This is a genomic window from Saccharothrix luteola (assembly GCF_020859565.1).
GTDB lineage: Bacteria > Actinomycetota > Actinomycetes > Mycobacteriales > Pseudonocardiaceae > Actinosynnema > Actinosynnema luteola.
The window spans coordinates 250,530-265,778 of record NZ_JAJHUO010000004.1 but is presented as its reverse complement, the minus strand read 5'-3'; the positions used below and the strand labels follow the sequence as shown (position 1 = coordinate 265,778).

Here is a 15,249-nt window from a genome sequence, read left to right as displayed (position 1 = left end):
GGTGCTGTTGACCATCCTCGGCTGCTCGGGCAGCCTGCCGGGACCGCACGGGCCCGCATCCGGCTACCTCGTCGAGGCGGAGGGCTGCCGACTCGCGATCGAACTGGGCAGCGGGGTCCTGGCGTCGCTGCAGGCGCGTCACGACGCGTTCTCGTTGGACGCCCTGCTGTTCTCCCACCTGCACCCGGACCACTGCGCCGACTTCACCACCCTCACCGTCATCCGCCGCTACCACACCCACCCGCCGTACGACACGCGGGAACGCCGGCTGCCCGTGCACGGGCCGGCCGAGTCCGCCGACCGGTTCGCCCGCGCGTACGCGGAGACGGCCGACGAGCTGCTCACCACGGACCTGAGCGACGTGTTCGAGTTCCACACCCTCGCCGACGGCGCGGTGACCCGCATCGGGCCGTTCGAGATCACGGCCGTCCGGGTGGACCACCCGACCGAGACGTACGGGTTCCGCATCGCCACCAAGACGGCGACGTTGGCCTACACCGGCGACACGGGGCCGTGCGAGGCGTTACGCGGCTTGGCGCGCGACGTGGACGTGCTGCTCTCGGAGGCGACGTGGACGCACTCCGACGACCGGCCGCCCGGCACGCACCTGTCCGGCGTGCAGGCGGGCGAGGTGGCGGCGGACGCCGGCGTCGGGCGGCTGCTGCTCACGCACATCGCGCCGTGGACCGATCGCGACGCCGTGCTGGCCGAGGCGCGCAGCCGCTTCCCCGGGCCGGTCGACGTGGTCAACCAAGGCGACACGTACGCGGTTGACCGGTCGGAGGTGCGGGTAATCGGCGGCCATGGCAACTGATGTCGTCGAGTTGATCCTGGCCGACCACCGGAAGTTCGAGGAGCTGTTCCGCGCGCTGCGCGACCGGAACTCCGACCGCTCGACGGTGCTCGGCGAGTTGGCGGCGCTGCTCGTGGCGCACGCCGAGGCCGAGGAGTCCAAGGTGTACCCGGCCCTCAAGCGGTACAAGGAAGTCGACAACGCCGAGGTCGACCACGGCGCGGAGGAGCACGCCGAGGGCCACCAGGCGTTGTTGGCGTTGATGGAGGTCGAGGACACGAGCTCCGACGAGTGGGAGAGCAAGCTGGAGGAGTTGGTCCAGGCGCTCAACCACCACGTGGACGAGGAGGAGCGGACGATCCTCAACGACGCGCGGGAGGAGGTGTCCGACGAGCGGCGCGACGAGCTCGGCCGGCTGTTCGTGGAGGTCCGGCAGAGCCGGTTGGACGACGACTGCGGTGACATCGGCTACGTCCGCAAGATCGCGGCAGCCACGGAGGACCGGATCGACTAACGTCGATCGTGTGTCGAACGTCGAGGTGCGCCGGGTCGGTCAGCACGATTTCGTGGCCACGAACGACCGGGGCGCCTCGGTGCGCGTCGGCCGCAAGGGCGCCGAGGGCTCGTTCACGCCGGTGGAGCTGCTGCTCGCGGCCGCGGCGGGCTGCGCGGTGGTGACGGCGGAGACGCTGGTGACGCGTCGCGTGGACGGCGACCTGGTGGCGCGTGCGGACGACGTGCGTTCGGCGGACGGGCACTCGCTGACCAGCGTGCCGGTCGCGCTCGACTACGACATCTCCCAGCTGGACGAGACCCAACGCGCCGCCCTGGAGACCGCCGTCCTCCGGGCCATCGACCAGCTGTGCACCGTCACCCGCACCCTGAAAGCCGCCCCGCCGACCCCTCTGACGCTGCCCACCTGACCGTCGAGAGTCCTACGTCCACGCCGCGAGAGTCCTACGTCCACGAGCGGTGAATTCAACGCTGAGCGTTGAACTCGGGGTCCGTGGACGTAGGACTCTCGGGCTCCGGGCGTAGGACTCTCGCGGGGTCAGATGGTGCTCACGTAGTCGTAGACGGCGGTCGAGCCGCTGTGGCCGATGCGGACGGTCTGGACGGTGGCGGCGGCGCCGGCGGCGATGACCAGGACGGCGACGACCGTCGAGATGCGGCGCCACGTCTTCGGCACGGCCGGGTCCTCGACGGCGGCCACGCGTTCGCGGTCGGCCAGGCGGCCTGCGACGAGCAGGGCCACCACGACCACGAAGAACCCCAGCGCGAACGGCAGCAGGTCGTTGCCCAGGTCGGCGTGCCGCTGGGCCGCCGGGTCCTCGAAACCCGCCGCCTGCATCTTCGCGATCAGCTGCTCGCCCGCCCACTGCGCCAGCGGCACCGAGCCGACGGCCACCAGCGTCACGCCCAGCAGGGGCCACGCGTACCGCTGCCGCCACCGGGGCACGACGGCCAGCGCGGCGGCGCCCGCGGCGGCCAGCGGGAGCAGCACCACCACGGCGTGGACCAGCAGCGGGTGCGCGGGGAGACCGAAGATCGTCACCAGGTCGTCTGCGAGTGCCATGTCTCTCCCTACGCCGGTGGGTTGCTCCCGGGTTCAGCGACATAGGGTAGTGCCGTGCTGAGGACCGATGGCAGGAACGACGACGTACTGCGCGACATCCGGATCACCCGCGGCTTCCAGCAGTGGCCCGCCGGGTCGGTGCTGATCGAGTTCGGCAACACGCGGGTGTTGTGCGCGGCCAGCGTGACCGAGGGCGTGCCGCGGTGGCGGTCCGGCTCGGGGCTCGGCTGGGTGACCGCCGAATACGCGATGCTGCCCTCCGCGACGCACACGCGCAGCGACCGTGAGTCGGTGAAGGGCCGGATCGGGGGACGCACGCACGAGATCAGCCGCCTGATCGGGCGGTCTTTGCGGGCGTGCATCGACCTGGCCGCGCTCGGCGAGAACACGATCGTGATCGACTGCGACGTGATCCAGGCCGACGGCGGCACCCGCACCGCCGCCATCACCGGCGCGTACGTGGCCCTGGCCGACGCCGTCACCTACCTGGGCGCCGCCGGCCGCCTGGCCGACCCCCAGCCGCTCTCGTGCGCCGTGTCGGCCGTGTCGGTCGGCGTGGTGGACGGTCGCGTGCGCCTCGACCTGCCGTACGAAGAGGACTCCCGCGCCGAGGTCGACATGAACGTCGTCGCCACGGACGCCGGCACGTTGATCGAGGTGCAGGGCACCGGCGAGGGCGCGACCTTCGCGCGGTCGACGCTGGACAAGATGCTCGACCTCGCCCTGGCCGGCTGCGCCGAGTTGAACCGCATCCAGGCGGAGGCGCTGGCCCTGCCGTACCCCGGCGTCCTGCCCGAGCCGAAGGCGAAGAAGAAGTGAAGCTGCTCCTGGCCTCGCGGAACAAGAAGAAGCTCGGCGAACTGCGCCGCATCCTGCTGGCCGAAGGGCTGGAGGGGATCGAGGTGGTCGGCCTGGACGACGTGCCGGAGTTCCCGGAGGCCCCGGAGACCGATCCCACGTTCGAGGGCAACGCCCTGGCCAAGGCCCGTGACGCGTTCAACGCCACCGGCCTCCCGTCGGTCGCGGACGATTCCGGTATCGCCATCGACGCGTTGAACGGCATGCCGGGCGTCCTGTCGGCCCGCTGGTCCGGCCGGCACGGCGACGACCAGGCCAACCTGGACCTGGTCCTCGGCCAACTCCGTGACGTGCCGGACGAGCGCAGGGGAGCGGCCTTCGTCTGCACGGCGGCGTTCGTGGCGGGCCCCGGCGCGGAGACGGTGGTGCGCGGTGAGTGGCGCGGCACCATCACCCGCGAGCCTGCCGGCGAGAACGGCTTCGGCTACGACCCGATCTTCCGCCCGGAGGGTCATGACGTCACCTCGGCCGAGCTGACCCCGGACCAGAAGGACGAGATCTCCCACCGGGGCCGCGCCCTGCGCCTCCTGCTCCCGCACCTGCGCGAGCTGGCTCAGTAGTAGCTGACCGTCACCCCGGGGCCCAACTCGTCCAAGCCGATGTGCTCGTCCCGGGGCGAGAGCCAGAGTTCCAGGGTCATGCCCCGGATGGGTCGCAGGTCGAGCGGCTTGGACTTGGCCCTCAGCGTCAGCTCTCGCAGCTTCTTGAGACCGGTCACGGGATCAAGGCGCTGCGCGATCTCGCCGCCCAGGTGGAGGCTTTCGAGGCCAGGAAAATGGTCGGCGATGTCGTCGAGCACCTCCGGCGTCGCGCCCCAGTACAGGCCGAGGTAGCGCAGAGGCAGGTGGCGCAAGGGCGCGAGGCTCGGGCCCGCCTCGGGGAGGAGTCTGACGGCGAGGAAGTCGAGCTTCCGCAGTCGCGCCAACCCGTCGAGCTCGGCCAGTTTGCCGAGGGCCAGCTCCTCCAGGTCCGGCAGAACTTCGAGCGCATCGAGATTGCGGTAGCCCTGCGCACCCGGGATGAACAGCTGCTGGAGCTCCGTGTGCTCGGCCAGCGGGGCGAGGTCGATGTCGCCTTCCACGTCCTGGTGCAGGTACTTCAGGTGCGGAACCCCCCGGACGAGCCGGAAATCGGCGTGCGGTCCGGCCAGCCGCAAAGTCGTCCAGGACAGGTTCCGGAGCAGGGGCAGGTGCTTCACCAACCGGGCCTCCGTCACGTGGATGGTGCCGGACCGCAGCGGCGCGTCGGCCAGCACCTCCCGCGCGTACCGCTCCGGGTCGAAGTACTCCCACGCCTTGGCCAGCTCCAGTTGCACGGCCTGCCTGCGGTCCTGGGCGTAGCGGGAGAGTCGGGGGATGGCGTCCGCGATGCCCGTCAGAGCCACGGCGCGAGTGGTGGCGGCGGCAGCAGCCGGTGAGAGGTCGTCCAGCGTCTCCGGCAGGTAGCGCAGCACCCGGTGGCCGATGGACGCCAGGGAACGGGTCTCCCGGACGCTCCGGGGCGGCACGAGGTGGTCGCGGATGACCCGGTCGATCCGATGGTGCACCTCGGCGTCCACATCGGTGACGGTCTCCAGGCATGCGGCGGCCAAGAGCCGTAATCGGCGGGCGTGGCGGGGTTCAGAGTCCGCCCGGTCCAGGATCTGAGTCAGCAAAGCCTTGGTTTGCGAGCGCTTGCCGTGACCGCACGCCATGACCACGGTCTCGCGCCACGTGTCCAGGTGCGCGTTCCCGGCCAACGTCTCGATGTGCTCCTGCTCGGTGGCCTCGCTCGCGGCCAGGTACTCCTGGAACGTCCGGTGCACGAAGTCGACCCGACCCGACACCGGTTCGCGCAGCACCCCGCTCCGCTCCAGCAGGTGTGCCAGCACGACCTCCGCCGAGGACTCCACGGTGGGCATCGAAGGCAGCTTCATCGACACGAAGGAGACCGCCCGATCGAGTGGCAGTTCACTCCGACCGGCCTGGATCAGCCGCCACGCCAGGTCGCGCAGCAGCACGGTCTTCTCGGTCCCGCTCAGCATCCCCGCGATCTGGCGCTCGGCGTCCCTCAAATCCAGCAGCATGGTCAACGCCGCCTGGTACAGCTCCATCCGGCTCTGCGGCAGCTCCGAAGTCCGCCCCAGGTTCAACGCGCACAGCATCGCGCACAACAACGGCGACGCGGCCAACGCCCGCAAGTGCGGCCGGTTGTCCAACTGCCGCAGCAACCGCCGCTCCGCCACCGGCAGGTCCTCCGGCGCGCACGGCAACGACTCGGCATCACGCGCGGCCTCGTGCCAACGCTGGAGGAACACCCGCACGTCGGCCGGGCTCATCTGCTCCAGCAGCACCGAGCCGAAACCCTCGTCGTGCAGCCACCGCTGGTCCGCCGCCGCCGGCCGGGACGTCACCACCACCCGCGCCGAGGGGAACGCCGTCACCAGCTCCCGCAGCCACTCCCGCACCAGCCGACGCCGACCCGCCGGCACCTCGTCCACCCCGTCGACCAGCACCAACCCCTGACCGGCGCGCAGCACGCGGTGCACCCAGCCCCGAGGCATGAGCCCGGCCAACCACCCCGCCGCGTGGTCCAGGAACTGCTCGGGCCGAGGCAGCGGCGAGTCCGCGTACCGGCGCAGCCGCACGACCAGCGGCACCAGGCCGTTCCACGACGACAGCCGGTCGGTGAACGCCTCCCGCGCCGCCGTCACGGCCAGCCAGTCCAGCAACGTGGTCTTGCCCGACCCGGCCTCACCGCGCACCAACGTGCGGTCGGCGTTGCCGATGGCCGCCTCCACCCGCATCGACCCGTGCCCGTGGTCCACGTCGGCGCCGAACCAGCGGTCGAACTCGAAGCGGGAGCCGCGGTGGTCCTGGTCGGTGACGCTAAGGCTCAGGTAGGCCACGCTCAACGCGAGCTTCGGCCGGTGGCGCATGGTCAGGCCCAGCAGTTCGAGGCGGTCCACGCTGTTCGCCACGTAGCGCAGGTACTCGTCGCGGAACTCCTCGTCGGTGTCCGCGCCGGTCGGCGCGTGCAGGCTGGTGCGCGGCAGCCGGGACAGCACGTCCTCCAGCAACGCGGCCTGCTGCGACGCCCGGGCCAGCACCTCCGCCAACGCCCGCGGCTGGAACGCCGGCAGGTGCCGGATCACCTGGACGAGGTAGCGGCACGCCTGGTCGAGCGCGATCTCGTACAGGCGGGTCGCCGGCTCGGACAGCCCGGCGTCGCGGACGAGCGTCGCCCGCACCCGCCGGGCCAGCAGCTCGGGGTCGGCGTCGGCGGCCAGCAGCGCCTCGTCGGAGAGGTCCAGCTCGCGCAACGCGTCGACCACGGCGTCCAGGGCCGCCTCGACCTCGCCATCGGGCAGGGACGCGAACTTGGCCGCCAACAGCGGTTCGAGCTGGTCGCCCACCTGGTGGCCGATGCCCACGACCAGGTGATCCAACCGGTCACGTTGGCGGATCGACGACAGCTCTTCGGCGGCCAGTGAAGCCAACGACGCCGTGCGGTCGCGCGACGCCCGCCGGCGTGCCAGCCAGGACTTCGCCGCGTGCTGCGCGACGGCCTCACCGATCTTGCCGGCCGCCGCCTCCAGAATGGCGATGGTGCCCTCCCCGTGCTCCGAACCGACAGGTTCGAGCAGGGGAGGACACCCGGCAATCGGTCGTACGGGTGATCAGGCGGGCAGCTCGCGCAGCAGCTTGGCCACGTGGCCGGTCGCGCGGACGTTGTACATCGCCTTCTCGACCTTCCCCTCGGGGTCGACCAGGAACGTCGAGCGGATCACGCCCATGACGGTCCGGCCGTAGTTCTGCTTCTCCCCGAACGCCCCCCACTCGGTCAGCACCTTGCGGTCGACGTCGGACAGCAGCGGGAAGTTCAGGCCCTCCGCCTCGGCGAACTTGGCCAGCTTCTCCGGCTTGTCGGGCGAGATGCCGACGACCTCGTAGCCCGACGACGCGAGGTCGCCGATGCTGTCGCGGAAGTCGCACGCCTGCTTCGTGCAGCCGGGCGTGCCAGCGGCCGGGTAGAAGTAGACGACCACGGAGCGGCCGGCGTAGTCGGAAAGCGAGACGGGCTTGCCCTCGCTGTCGGGCAGCGTGAACGCCGGGGCCTGGTCGCCCGGGGACAGGCGCTTCTGCTCGGTCATGGCCCCAGACGCTACAAGGTCAGGCGACGCCCTCGAACGTCGCGCTCGGGTCCTGGTCGGCGCCGTTCGGCTCGACCACGAGCCGCAACCGCACCGGGTCGGCGGGCACGGCGAACGCCATCGTCAGCACGGTCTCCGCACCGGGCGCCACCTCGTTCACCCCGGCGCCGACGCCGTTGAGCCCCTGCACGGAGTCGCGCACCTCGGCGACCGGCTGGCCGTCGACCAGCGCGCGCACGGACAGCTGGCTGGTGCGGTAGGCGGTCTTGGTGCCGTTGACCACGGTCAGCGTGAACACGGCGGTGCGCGGCGACTGCGGGAACGACGTGTCGCTCGGTCTGAGCGACCTCGGCGCGGCCACGGTGACCGCCATGCCGTTGCCCCACACGCGCTGGGTGCCGAACGCCGTGAACGAGGCCGACGACGGCTCGTCGCCGCGCTGCTCGGCCACCGCGGACGGACCGGGGGGCGTGGAAATGTCGGAGGGGTCCGCACATCCCGCCATTGCCAGGCCTAGGCACACGCCGACGGCCAGTCTGGCGAACTTCACGAACCTCCCCTTCCCGCCCCGGCGGTGGGCTTGACTGCGACTGCCACCACCATGACGGTGCCGGGGGTTGCTCGGTGACCGAACAGGGGCCTTGATTCGCACCTGGTGCCTGCCTGTGGCCAAGCCGTGATGACGCACGGCTGCCCGCGTGGGCGGCGCCACACCTGGCGGCGACCACGCGGGTCGGCGGCGGCCGAGCGATCGGGCGCGCGGAGCGCCCGGAAGTTGGGGAGCGCGTCGGGGGGCGTGCGCGCTCCACTACGATCATCGCGCCCCGTGGCGGAACCGCTACACCTCTACGTCGGTCTTCACCCGTTCGGACGAACCCTGAACGGTCGAACGTCCCGCCAGCTCCGCCAGTAGTTCGTAAGACCTCAGCCGGTCCGACTGCTCGGCGACCATCGTCGTCACCATCAGCTCATCCGCCCGGGTGTCCTCCAAGAGCCGTTCGAGTCCCGCCTCGACCGTCTTCGGGGAACCGATGACCTGCGACGCGATCCGGTCCTCGAAGATCAGCCGCTCGATGTCGGTGTACGGGTAGTCGGCGGCCTCCTGGTCGGTGGCCAGCGGACCGGGCCGCCCGCTGCGCAGCTTGACGAACGCGAGCGCGCCGGGACCGGCGATCCACTGCGCGTGCTCGTCGGTGTCGGCCACGATCACCGACGCGCAGACCAGCGCGTAGGGCTCCGCCAGCCGCTCGGAGGGCCGGAACCGCTCGCGGTACAGGGCCAGGGCGGGCAGCGTGTTCTCCGCGCTGAAGTGGTGCGCGAACGCGAACGGCAGCCCGAGCAGGCCCGCGACCTGCGCGCTGTACCCGCTCGACCCGAGCAGGAACACGTCCGGCTTGTTGCCCTCGGCGGGCATCGCGTTGAGCTCCTCGGTGCCGTTGAAGTAGCCGGTCAGCTCGCTGAGCTGCTGCGGGAAGTCGTCCACCGACAGCGGGCCGGTGGTCCGGCGCAACGCCTGCGCCGTGCGCTGGTCGGTGCCGGGCGCGCGGCCGATGCCGAGGTCGATGCGGCCGGGGTGCAGGGCGGACAGCGTGCCGAACTGCTCGGCCACGACCAGCGGCGGGTGGTTGGGCAGCATCACGCCGCCGGAGCCGACCCGCAGCGTGGTGGTGGCGTCGGCGACGTGGCCGATGAGGATCGCGGGCGAGGAGCTGGCGATGCCGGGCATGTTGTGGTGCTCGGCCAGCCAGAACCGGGTGAAGCCGAGCCGTTCGACGTGCTGGGCCAGCTCACGCGTGTGCTTGAGCGCCGTGCGCGCGTCCGTCGCCGTGGTGACCGTGGCGAGGTCGAGGGCGGACAGGGGCACGTCACGGAGTCGGGTCATGCCTTCGACCAACGCCGAAGACCCCGAATGCCTTCCTGGTGTGACGGTCGCGACACCGGGAAAGGCCCGACCCGAAGCCTGCGTTGACCAAGGTATGGACGTGGTGGTCATCGGTGCAGGTCAGGCGGGGTTGTCGGCGGCCTACTTCCTCAAGCGCGCGAACCTCGACCACGTCGTGCTGGACGCGGACGCCGGTCCGGGCGGCGCGTGGCGGCACCGCTGGCCGACGTTGCGGATGGCGACCGTGCACGGCATCCACGACCTGCCGGGCATGCCGTTCGCCGAGCCGGACCCGACCGCGCCCGCCAACGAGGTGCTGCCCGCCTACTTCGCCGACTTCGAGCGCCGCAACGGCATCGAGGTGCGGCGGCCGGTGCGCGTGCACGCCGTCCGCGACCACGGCGGCCTGCTGCGCGTGGAGACCGACGGTGGCGTCTGGGAGGCCGAGGCGCTGGTCAACGCCACCGGCACGTGGACCCGCCCGTTCTGGCCCCGCTACCCCGGCCAGGAGCTGTTCCGGGGCCGTCAGCTGCACTCGTCGCAGTACCGGGGGCCGGAGGAGTTCGCCGGGCAGCACGTCGTCGTGGTCGGCGGCGGCACGTCGGCCGTGCAGCAGCTGCTGGAGATCGACCGGCACGCCGCCCGCACCACCTGGGCGACCCGCCGCGAGCCGGAGTTCTCCGACGAGCCGTTCACGCCGGAACTCGGCCGTGCGGTGGTCGCCAAGGTGGAGGACCGCGTCCGCCGCGGCCTGCCGCCGCGCAGCGTGGTCAGCGTGACCGGCCTGAGCCTCACCCCGGCCGTCCGCGAAGCCCTGGAGACCGGCGTACTGGCCCGGCGGCCGGTGTTCGACCGGATCACCGAGGACGGCGTGGTCTGGCCCGACGGCGCGCACGAGCGGGTCGACGCCATCCTGTGGGCGACGGGGTTCCGCGCCGCCCTCGACCACCTCGCCCCGTTGCGCCTGCGCGGACCCGGCGGCGGCATCCGGCTCGACGGCACGAGGGTCGTCGCCGACCCGCGCGTCCACCTCGTCGGCTACGGCCCGTCGGCCAGCACGGTCGGCGCCACCCGTGCGGGGCGTGCGGCGGCGAAGGAGATCAAGGCGTCGCTGTCGGGCCGACAGGCCGCTTGAACAGCCTCGACGCCTTCTGACCCAGCAGGTTCACCCCGACGCCCAGCTTGTACCGCAGCACGTCCAGTTGACGCACGTTGCGCCGGGCCAGGAACTCCCGGGTGGCCGCCGCGTCGAAGAACCAAGGGAACAGCGACGACGGGTCGTTGAATCCCTCCCACAGCTGCTCGCCGATGTCCTCGCGGCGTGACGCGGCGAGCATCACGGTCTTCTGCTCGTCGTTGAGCGGCGCGAGCAGCCCGTTGGAGAAGTCGCTGGTGTAGCAGCCGCGCTCCCACCACTCGTCGAACCTCTCGGTCAGCCACGACGCGGTGAAGGGGCCGCCGTGGGCGGTCAGCTCCTCGGCGAAGAACCGGGCCATCCGGGTGGCGTTGTTCGCGCCCTGGCCGGCCAGCGGGTCGTTGAGCACGACGGCGTCGCCGAGGCCGAGCACGTGCCGCCCGGACGGCAGCACGGCGACCGGCTTGCGCACCACCGGCACGATCTGGCCCTTGATCCAGGTCACCGGGCTGGTCGGGCGCGCGGGCCGCAGGAACGCCGACTCGTGCGGGAACAGGTCGTCCACCACGTCCTTGAGCACGGCCAAGCCCTCGTCGGCCGAGTTCACGTCGCCGAAGCGGTCCGCGCGACCGCCCGGCGCCGCCTCGACCACGATGCTGCGCGACTCGCCGACGTCCTTGTCGTGGAACGGGATCCAGAACACCTCCAGCGTGCCCGGCAGGAACGAGAACACGCCCTCCCGGTGCTCGGGCCGGGCCGCCATCTCGTAGCCGTGGATGTTGACCATGAACAGGCTGCGCTGCGGCTCCGAGTGCACCGACCGGACCGGATCGCGCTCGAACAGGCCGGTCAGCGACTTGTGCCCGGCCGTGACGACCACCAGGTCGTGCGATGCGGCCAGCCGGTCCAGGTCGTCGACGTCGACCGTGTCGATCACCACGGACGCGCCGCGCGACTCCAGCTCCTCGAGCCCGGCGGAGAACTTCAACCGCTGGTCGACGGCCAGCGCGGGCTTGCGAAGCGGCGCGTCGACCGAGAACGCCAGCGAGCGGTCCTCCGTGAACAGGTCCAGGTGGATGCGGCGCATCCGGGACGCCTCGGGCCAGAAGTCGAGGCCCAGCTCGGCCTCGTACTCGACCTGGTCGCCGAACAGGCAGGCGGTGGGCCGGCCGCGGTCGTCGAGGTGCTCCTCGGCCGTCCGGTCGGAGTAGAGGGTGACCCGCCATCCGGCGCGCAAGAGCGCCGCCGATAACACCAAGCCCGCTTGACCTGCGCCGATGACCGCGATTGTGCCCACAACACAGATCCTCTGCACAGGGATGTGCGATCGCCAATAGCACGATCGGGTCGACTAGCCTCGACCAGGTGCACAGGGGGTTGCGCGCTGTTGCCGGATTGTTGCTCGGTTTCGGCTCCGCGCTGGTGGATCTGGTCGTCGTGGTTTTCGCCCGGAAGGCGGCCGTCGCGGTCGCCGGGCTGGAACGGCGGCGGCTGCGGACGTTCCTCGGCATCGACAGCGCGGAGCCGACGCGGGAGCAGGCGCTGCGCTACCTGGCCGTGCGCGCGCCGGTCGGGCTGTTCGGCGGGTTCGTGCTGGCGTGGCTGTTCTACGGCCTGGCGATGGGCGTCATCGTGCTGTACCGGCTGGTCGCGGGCGGTCCGGAGAGCGGCCTGGACCGCTCCGACGACTGGACGGCCTTCCTGTGGACGGGGCTGATCGGCCTGGTCCTGCTCTACATCGAGGTGCAGGGCATCATCGGCGTGATCGCGCTGGAGGGGAAGGTCGCCCGGCGCTGGCTCGGCCCGAGCGAGTCGGAGCTGCTGCGCCTGCGCATCGACGAGCTGGCCGCGAGCCGGGCGGGCATCGTGGCGGCCGTCGACGCCGAGCGCAGGCGCATCGAACGCGACCTGCACGACGGCGTGCAGCAACGGCTGGTCGCGCTGGGCATGCTGCTCGGCCGCGCCCGCCGCAACCCGGGCCACGCCGACGAGCTGCTCGCGCAGGCGCACGAGGAGTCCCGGCACGTCCTGGAGGACCTGCGCGAGGTGGCCTGGCGGGTGTACCCGGCGGCGCTGGACTCGTTGGGGCTGGTCGACGCGCTGGAGGCGGTGGCGGACCGGTCCGCGATCCCGGTGCGGATCACGTGCGCGCCGCTGGCCGCCGCGCCGCAGGTGGAGACCGCGGTGTACTTCGTGGTCTGCGAGGCGGTGACGAACGCGGCCAAGCACTCGGGTGCGACCATGATCGGCGTGGACATCACCGAGGAGGCCGGCGCGGTGCGCGTGCGGGTCGTGGACGACGGCGTCGGGGGAGCGGACCCGGCCGGCGGCGGGCTGGCCGGTCTGTCCCGGCGGGTGCTCGCGCTGGACGGCGCGTTCGACGTGACCAGCCCGGTCGGCGGTCCCACGGTGATCACCGCGGACGTGCCGTGCGGGTGATCCTGGCGGAGGACTCGACGTTGCTGCGCGAGGGCCTGGTGCGGCTGCTCCTCGAGGAGGGCCACGACGTGCTCGCGGCCGTGGGTGACGCGGAAGCGCTGATCAGCGCGGTGGCGGCGCACCTGCCGGACGTCGTGGTGACCGACGTGCGGATGCCCCCCACGAACTCCGACGAGGGCCTGAAGGCCGCGCTGGAGATCCGCAGGCGGTTCCCCGGCGTCGGCGTGCTGGTGCTGTCGCAGTACGTCGAGCAGCGCTACGCCGTCGACCTGCTCACCGAGCACGCCGACGGCGTGGGCTACCTGCTCAAGGACCGGGTGGTCCAGGTGGAGGAGTTCCTGGACGCGCTGCGCCGGGTCGGCGCGGGCGACGTGGCGTTCGACCCGGAGGTGGTGCGCCGGCTGCTGGCCCGGACGACCCACCCGCTGGACGTGCTGACCGAGCGGGAGCGGCAGGTGTTGGCGCACATGGCCGAGGGGCACACGAACAACGCGATCGCGTCCCGGCTGCACGTGTCGCGCAGCGCGGTGGAGAAGCACATCAACTCGATCTTCGACAAGCTCGGCCTGTCCGATGTGGACGGCTACAGCCGACGCGTGCTGGCGATCCTGCGCTACTTGCGGGCCTGAGCCTTCTTCTTCTGGGTCAGGCGCGACACCACGAACCAGCCGACGGCCAGCACGACCAGTCCGATCACGACCTTCGACACGATCCCCATGTACTGGTCGACGAGGTGGTAGTTCGAGCCCAGCACGTACCCGGCGAGGATGAGCGCGCTGTTCCAGATCAGGCTGCCCGCTGCGGTCAGCAGCAGGAAACCGGGCAGCGGCATGCGCTCCACGCCCGCCGGGATCGAGATGAGGCTGCGGAAGATCGGCACCATCCGGCCGAAGAACACCGTCGCCTTGCCGTGCCGGGCGAACCACTCCTCCGTCCGGTCCACATCGGACACCTTGACCAGCGGCAGCCGTTGCGCGATGGCCCTGATCCGGTCACGGCCCAGCAGCGCGCCGAGGTAGTACAGCGCGAGCGCGCCGGCGACCGACCCGGTGGTGGTCCACAGGATCGCGGCGAACAGGTTCATCTTGCCCTGGCTCGCGGTGAAGCCCGCCAGCGGCAGGAAGAGCTCGCTCGGCAGGGGTGGGAAGAGGTTCTCCAGAGCGATCGCGATCCCGGCGCCGGGCGCGCCGAGCGCTTCCATCAGGTCGGTGACCCACGAGACGACATCCATGATCCCAAGTTACGAACGCGCCGACGCCGTCACCATGAAGCCGACCTCACACCGGGGTGTGGAAAACCTCAGTCCCCGGTGGCGGCGTGCGCGGCGAGCCCTTTCGCGTACCGCGTGATCACGGCTTGCAGCACCATGCGGTAGAGCCACCCCGTCCCCGGTGTCTTCGGCTCGAACGACGAGTGCCAGCGGATCGCCGTCCCGTCGCCGTCCGGCGCTAGGTCGATGAACGCGTGGTAGTCGCGAATGGCGAGACCCGAGAGCAGGACGTAACCCACCCGCCGGTTCGGCGTCAGTTCGACGACCTCCTCCCTCGTGAGCGCCTTGCGGCCTTTGTTGTGGAATACCCGCACTTCGCCGACGCCATTCGCGTCACCCGCGCGTTCCCGCTCGTACCGCACGACGGGCGACCACTCGGGCCACGTCGAACTGTCCGCGGCCAGGCGGTAAACCCGTTCCGGCGGTGCTTCGCTGTGAACTTGGACGTCCACTCTCTGTACCATGCGGTACATGTACCATCTGGTACATGCCGGAACAAGGGGGCGCCCGTGAACGCCTGCTCACCGCCGTGGTCGACCACCTGGCCGAGCACGGCCTGGGTGAGGTGAGCCTGCGCCGGCTGGCCGAGGCGGTCGGCACGAGCCACCGGATGCTCATCTACCACTTCGGCTCGATGGAGGGCCTGCTGGTCGAGGTCGTGCGCGCGGTCGAGGCCCGACAACGCGCGGTGCTGGCCTCGTTGCCGACCGACGACCCCGCCGAGGCCGCCCGCGCGTTCTGGCGCACGCTCACCGACCCGTCCCTGCGCGCCCACGAGCGCCTGTTCTTCGAGCTGTACGCCCAGGCCGCCCAGGGCCGCCCCGGCACCACCGCCCTGCTGGACGGCATCGTCACCGACTGGCTGGAACCCGTCGCGGCCGTCCAGCGCTCCCTCGGCCACCCGCCGGACGTCGCCGCCGCCCGCGCCCGCCTGGGCCTCGCCGTCGCGCGCGGCCTGCTGCTGGACCTGGTCGCCACCGACGACCTCGCCGCCGTCGACGCCGCCATGGAGCAGTTCATCACCCTGACCACCCCGTGAGTCCAACCCTCAGCACGCGAGAGTCCTTCGTTCGCGTCGCGCGAGTCCTACGTTCAGCACGCGCGTGTCCTACGTTCGGAGCACCTGAGTTGAACACTCGGGCGCGCCCACAGACGTCCGTGAGC

General features: G+C 71.5%; 17 protein-coding genes. 9 read left to right on the top strand and 8 right to left on the bottom strand.

Features of this window, described 5'->3' with window-relative positions; translation table 11 throughout:
- Nucleotide 1 precedes the first annotated feature (1 nt).
- Genes LNK82_RS06690 through LNK82_RS06680 form a run of 3 tightly spaced genes read left to right on the top strand, consistent with a single transcriptional unit; the run spans nt 2 to nt 1,716 of the window.
- Nucleotides 2-814 carry an MBL fold metallo-hydrolase gene (locus LNK82_RS06690; RefSeq protein ID WP_230566049.1) on the top strand — a complete coding sequence of 271 codons (813 nt, stop codon included), beginning with the start codon at nt 2-4 and terminating at the stop codon, nt 812-814.
- Complete coding sequence (locus LNK82_RS06685; protein WP_230566048.1) at nt 804-1,307, top strand: hemerythrin domain-containing protein; 504 nt, start codon at nt 804-806, stop codon at nt 1,305-1,307. The genes LNK82_RS06690 and LNK82_RS06685 overlap by 11 nt, the downstream gene beginning before the upstream one ends.
- A gap of 10 nt (nt 1,308-1,317) precedes the next feature.
- Nucleotides 1,318-1,716: an OsmC family protein gene (locus tag LNK82_RS06680; protein ID WP_230566047.1), complete on the top strand. Its 399-nt coding sequence runs from the start codon at nt 1,318-1,320 to the stop codon at nt 1,714-1,716.
- A 128-nt stretch (nt 1,717-1,844) separates the two neighbouring features.
- On the opposite strand, the gene LNK82_RS06675 is transcribed toward LNK82_RS06680, so the two are convergent.
- The gene (locus LNK82_RS06675) at nt 1,845-2,369 is read right to left on the bottom strand and encodes a DUF2231 domain-containing protein (RefSeq protein ID WP_230566046.1); all 525 of its coding nucleotides are present in this window, start codon (nt 2,367-2,369) and stop codon (nt 1,845-1,847) included.
- Between the two features lie 54 nt (nt 2,370-2,423).
- Here LNK82_RS06675 and rph point away from each other — a divergent pair, with 54 nt between their 5' ends.
- Both rph and rdgB read left to right on the top strand, forming a co-directional pair.
- A complete protein-coding gene (gene rph / locus LNK82_RS06670) occupies nt 2,424-3,188 on the top strand; it encodes a ribonuclease PH (RefSeq protein ID WP_123743797.1) in 765 nt (254 codons plus the stop codon).
- A complete protein-coding gene (gene rdgB, locus LNK82_RS06665) occupies nt 3,185-3,787 on the top strand; it encodes an RdgB/HAM1 family non-canonical purine NTP pyrophosphatase (protein WP_230566045.1) in 603 nt (200 codons plus the stop codon). The genes rph and rdgB overlap by 4 nt, the downstream gene beginning before the upstream one ends.
- Here rdgB and LNK82_RS06660 read toward each other — a convergent pair.
- The 4 genes from LNK82_RS06660 to LNK82_RS06645 all read right to left on the bottom strand — a co-directional run bounded on the left by LNK82_RS06660 (nt 3,781) and on the right by LNK82_RS06645 (nt 9,241).
- On the bottom strand, nt 3,781-6,783 hold the full coding sequence (locus tag LNK82_RS06660; RefSeq protein ID WP_372470430.1) for an NACHT domain-containing protein: 3,003 nt from the start codon (nt 6,781-6,783) through the stop codon (nt 3,781-3,783). The two genes, rdgB and LNK82_RS06660, sit on opposite strands and share 7 nt — an antisense overlap.
- A 102-nt stretch (nt 6,784-6,885) precedes the next feature.
- Complete coding sequence (gene bcp, locus LNK82_RS06655) at nt 6,886-7,359, bottom strand: thioredoxin-dependent thiol peroxidase (RefSeq protein WP_230566043.1); 474 nt, start codon at nt 7,357-7,359, stop codon at nt 6,886-6,888.
- Nucleotides 7,360-7,378: 19 nt separating this feature from the next.
- Nucleotides 7,379-7,909, bottom strand: a complete 531-nt coding sequence (locus LNK82_RS06650) for a hypothetical protein (protein WP_230566042.1) — start codon at nt 7,907-7,909, stop codon at nt 7,379-7,381.
- A 288-nt stretch (nt 7,910-8,197) separates the two neighbouring features.
- A complete protein-coding gene (locus LNK82_RS06645; RefSeq protein ID WP_230566041.1) occupies nt 8,198-9,241 on the bottom strand; it encodes an LLM class flavin-dependent oxidoreductase in 1,044 nt (347 codons plus the stop codon).
- Nucleotides 9,242-9,335: 94 nt separating this feature from the next.
- On the opposite strand from LNK82_RS06645, the gene LNK82_RS06640 reads away from it, so the two are divergent.
- The gene (locus LNK82_RS06640; protein ID WP_230566040.1) at nt 9,336-10,376 is read left to right on the top strand and encodes an FAD-dependent oxidoreductase; all 1,041 of its coding nucleotides are present in this window, start codon (nt 9,336-9,338) and stop codon (nt 10,374-10,376) included.
- Here LNK82_RS06640 and LNK82_RS06635 read toward each other — a convergent pair.
- Nucleotides 10,342-11,673: a styrene monooxygenase/indole monooxygenase family protein gene (locus LNK82_RS06635; RefSeq protein ID WP_230566039.1), complete on the bottom strand. Its 1,332-nt coding sequence runs from the start codon at nt 11,671-11,673 to the stop codon at nt 10,342-10,344. The genes LNK82_RS06640 and LNK82_RS06635 overlap by 35 nt on opposite strands.
- 68 nt (nt 11,674-11,741) lie before the next feature.
- Here LNK82_RS06635 and LNK82_RS06630 point away from each other — a divergent pair, with 68 nt between their 5' ends.
- Nucleotides 11,742-12,815, top strand: a complete 1,074-nt coding sequence (locus tag LNK82_RS06630; protein WP_230566038.1) for a sensor histidine kinase — start codon at nt 11,742-11,744, stop codon at nt 12,813-12,815.
- A complete protein-coding gene (locus tag LNK82_RS06625) occupies nt 12,806-13,444 on the top strand; it encodes a response regulator transcription factor (RefSeq protein ID WP_230566037.1) in 639 nt (212 codons plus the stop codon). The genes LNK82_RS06630 and LNK82_RS06625 overlap by 10 nt, the downstream gene beginning before the upstream one ends.
- On the opposite strand, the gene LNK82_RS06620 is transcribed toward LNK82_RS06625, so the two are convergent.
- Both LNK82_RS06620 and LNK82_RS06615 read right to left on the bottom strand, forming a co-directional pair.
- The gene (locus tag LNK82_RS06620; RefSeq protein WP_230566036.1) at nt 13,429-14,046 is read right to left on the bottom strand and encodes a DedA family protein; all 618 of its coding nucleotides are present in this window, start codon (nt 14,044-14,046) and stop codon (nt 13,429-13,431) included. The genes LNK82_RS06625 and LNK82_RS06620 overlap by 16 nt on opposite strands.
- A gap of 68 nt (nt 14,047-14,114) precedes the next feature.
- The gene (locus tag LNK82_RS06615) at nt 14,115-14,537 is read right to left on the bottom strand and encodes an SRPBCC family protein (protein WP_230566035.1); all 423 of its coding nucleotides are present in this window, start codon (nt 14,535-14,537) and stop codon (nt 14,115-14,117) included.
- A 35-nt stretch (nt 14,538-14,572) separates the two neighbouring features.
- Here LNK82_RS06615 and LNK82_RS06610 point away from each other — a divergent pair, with 35 nt between their 5' ends.
- Nucleotides 14,573-15,124 (top strand): TetR/AcrR family transcriptional regulator, encoded by a 552-nt coding sequence (locus tag LNK82_RS06610; protein ID WP_230566034.1) that lies wholly within the window; start codon nt 14,573-14,575, stop codon nt 15,122-15,124.
- The last annotated feature ends 125 nt before the right edge of the window (nt 15,125-15,249 follow it).

Bases quoted from the DNA above. Each gene is read 5' to 3' on its own strand.
- LNK82_RS06685 (WP_230566048.1), top strand. From the start codon at position 804: ATGGCAACTGATGTCGTCGAGTTGATCCTGGCCGACCACCGGAAGTTC.
- LNK82_RS06675 (WP_230566046.1), bottom strand. From the start codon at position 2,369: ATGGCACTCGCAGACGACCTGGTGACGATCTTCGGTCTCCCCGCGCAC.
- bcp (WP_230566043.1), bottom strand. From the start codon at position 7,359: ATGACCGAGCAGAAGCGCCTGTCCCCGGGCGACCAGGCCCCGGCGTTC.
- LNK82_RS06645 (WP_230566041.1), bottom strand. From the start codon at position 9,241: ATGACCCGACTCCGTGACGTGCCCCTGTCCGCCCTCGACCTCGCCACG.
- LNK82_RS06640 (WP_230566040.1), top strand. From the start codon at position 9,336: ATGGACGTGGTGGTCATCGGTGCAGGTCAGGCGGGGTTGTCGGCGGCC.
- LNK82_RS06620 (WP_230566036.1), bottom strand. From the start codon at position 14,046: ATGGATGTCGTCTCGTGGGTCACCGACCTGATGGAAGCGCTCGGCGCG.
- LNK82_RS06610 (WP_230566034.1), top strand. From the start codon at position 14,573: ATGCCGGAACAAGGGGGCGCCCGTGAACGCCTGCTCACCGCCGTGGTC.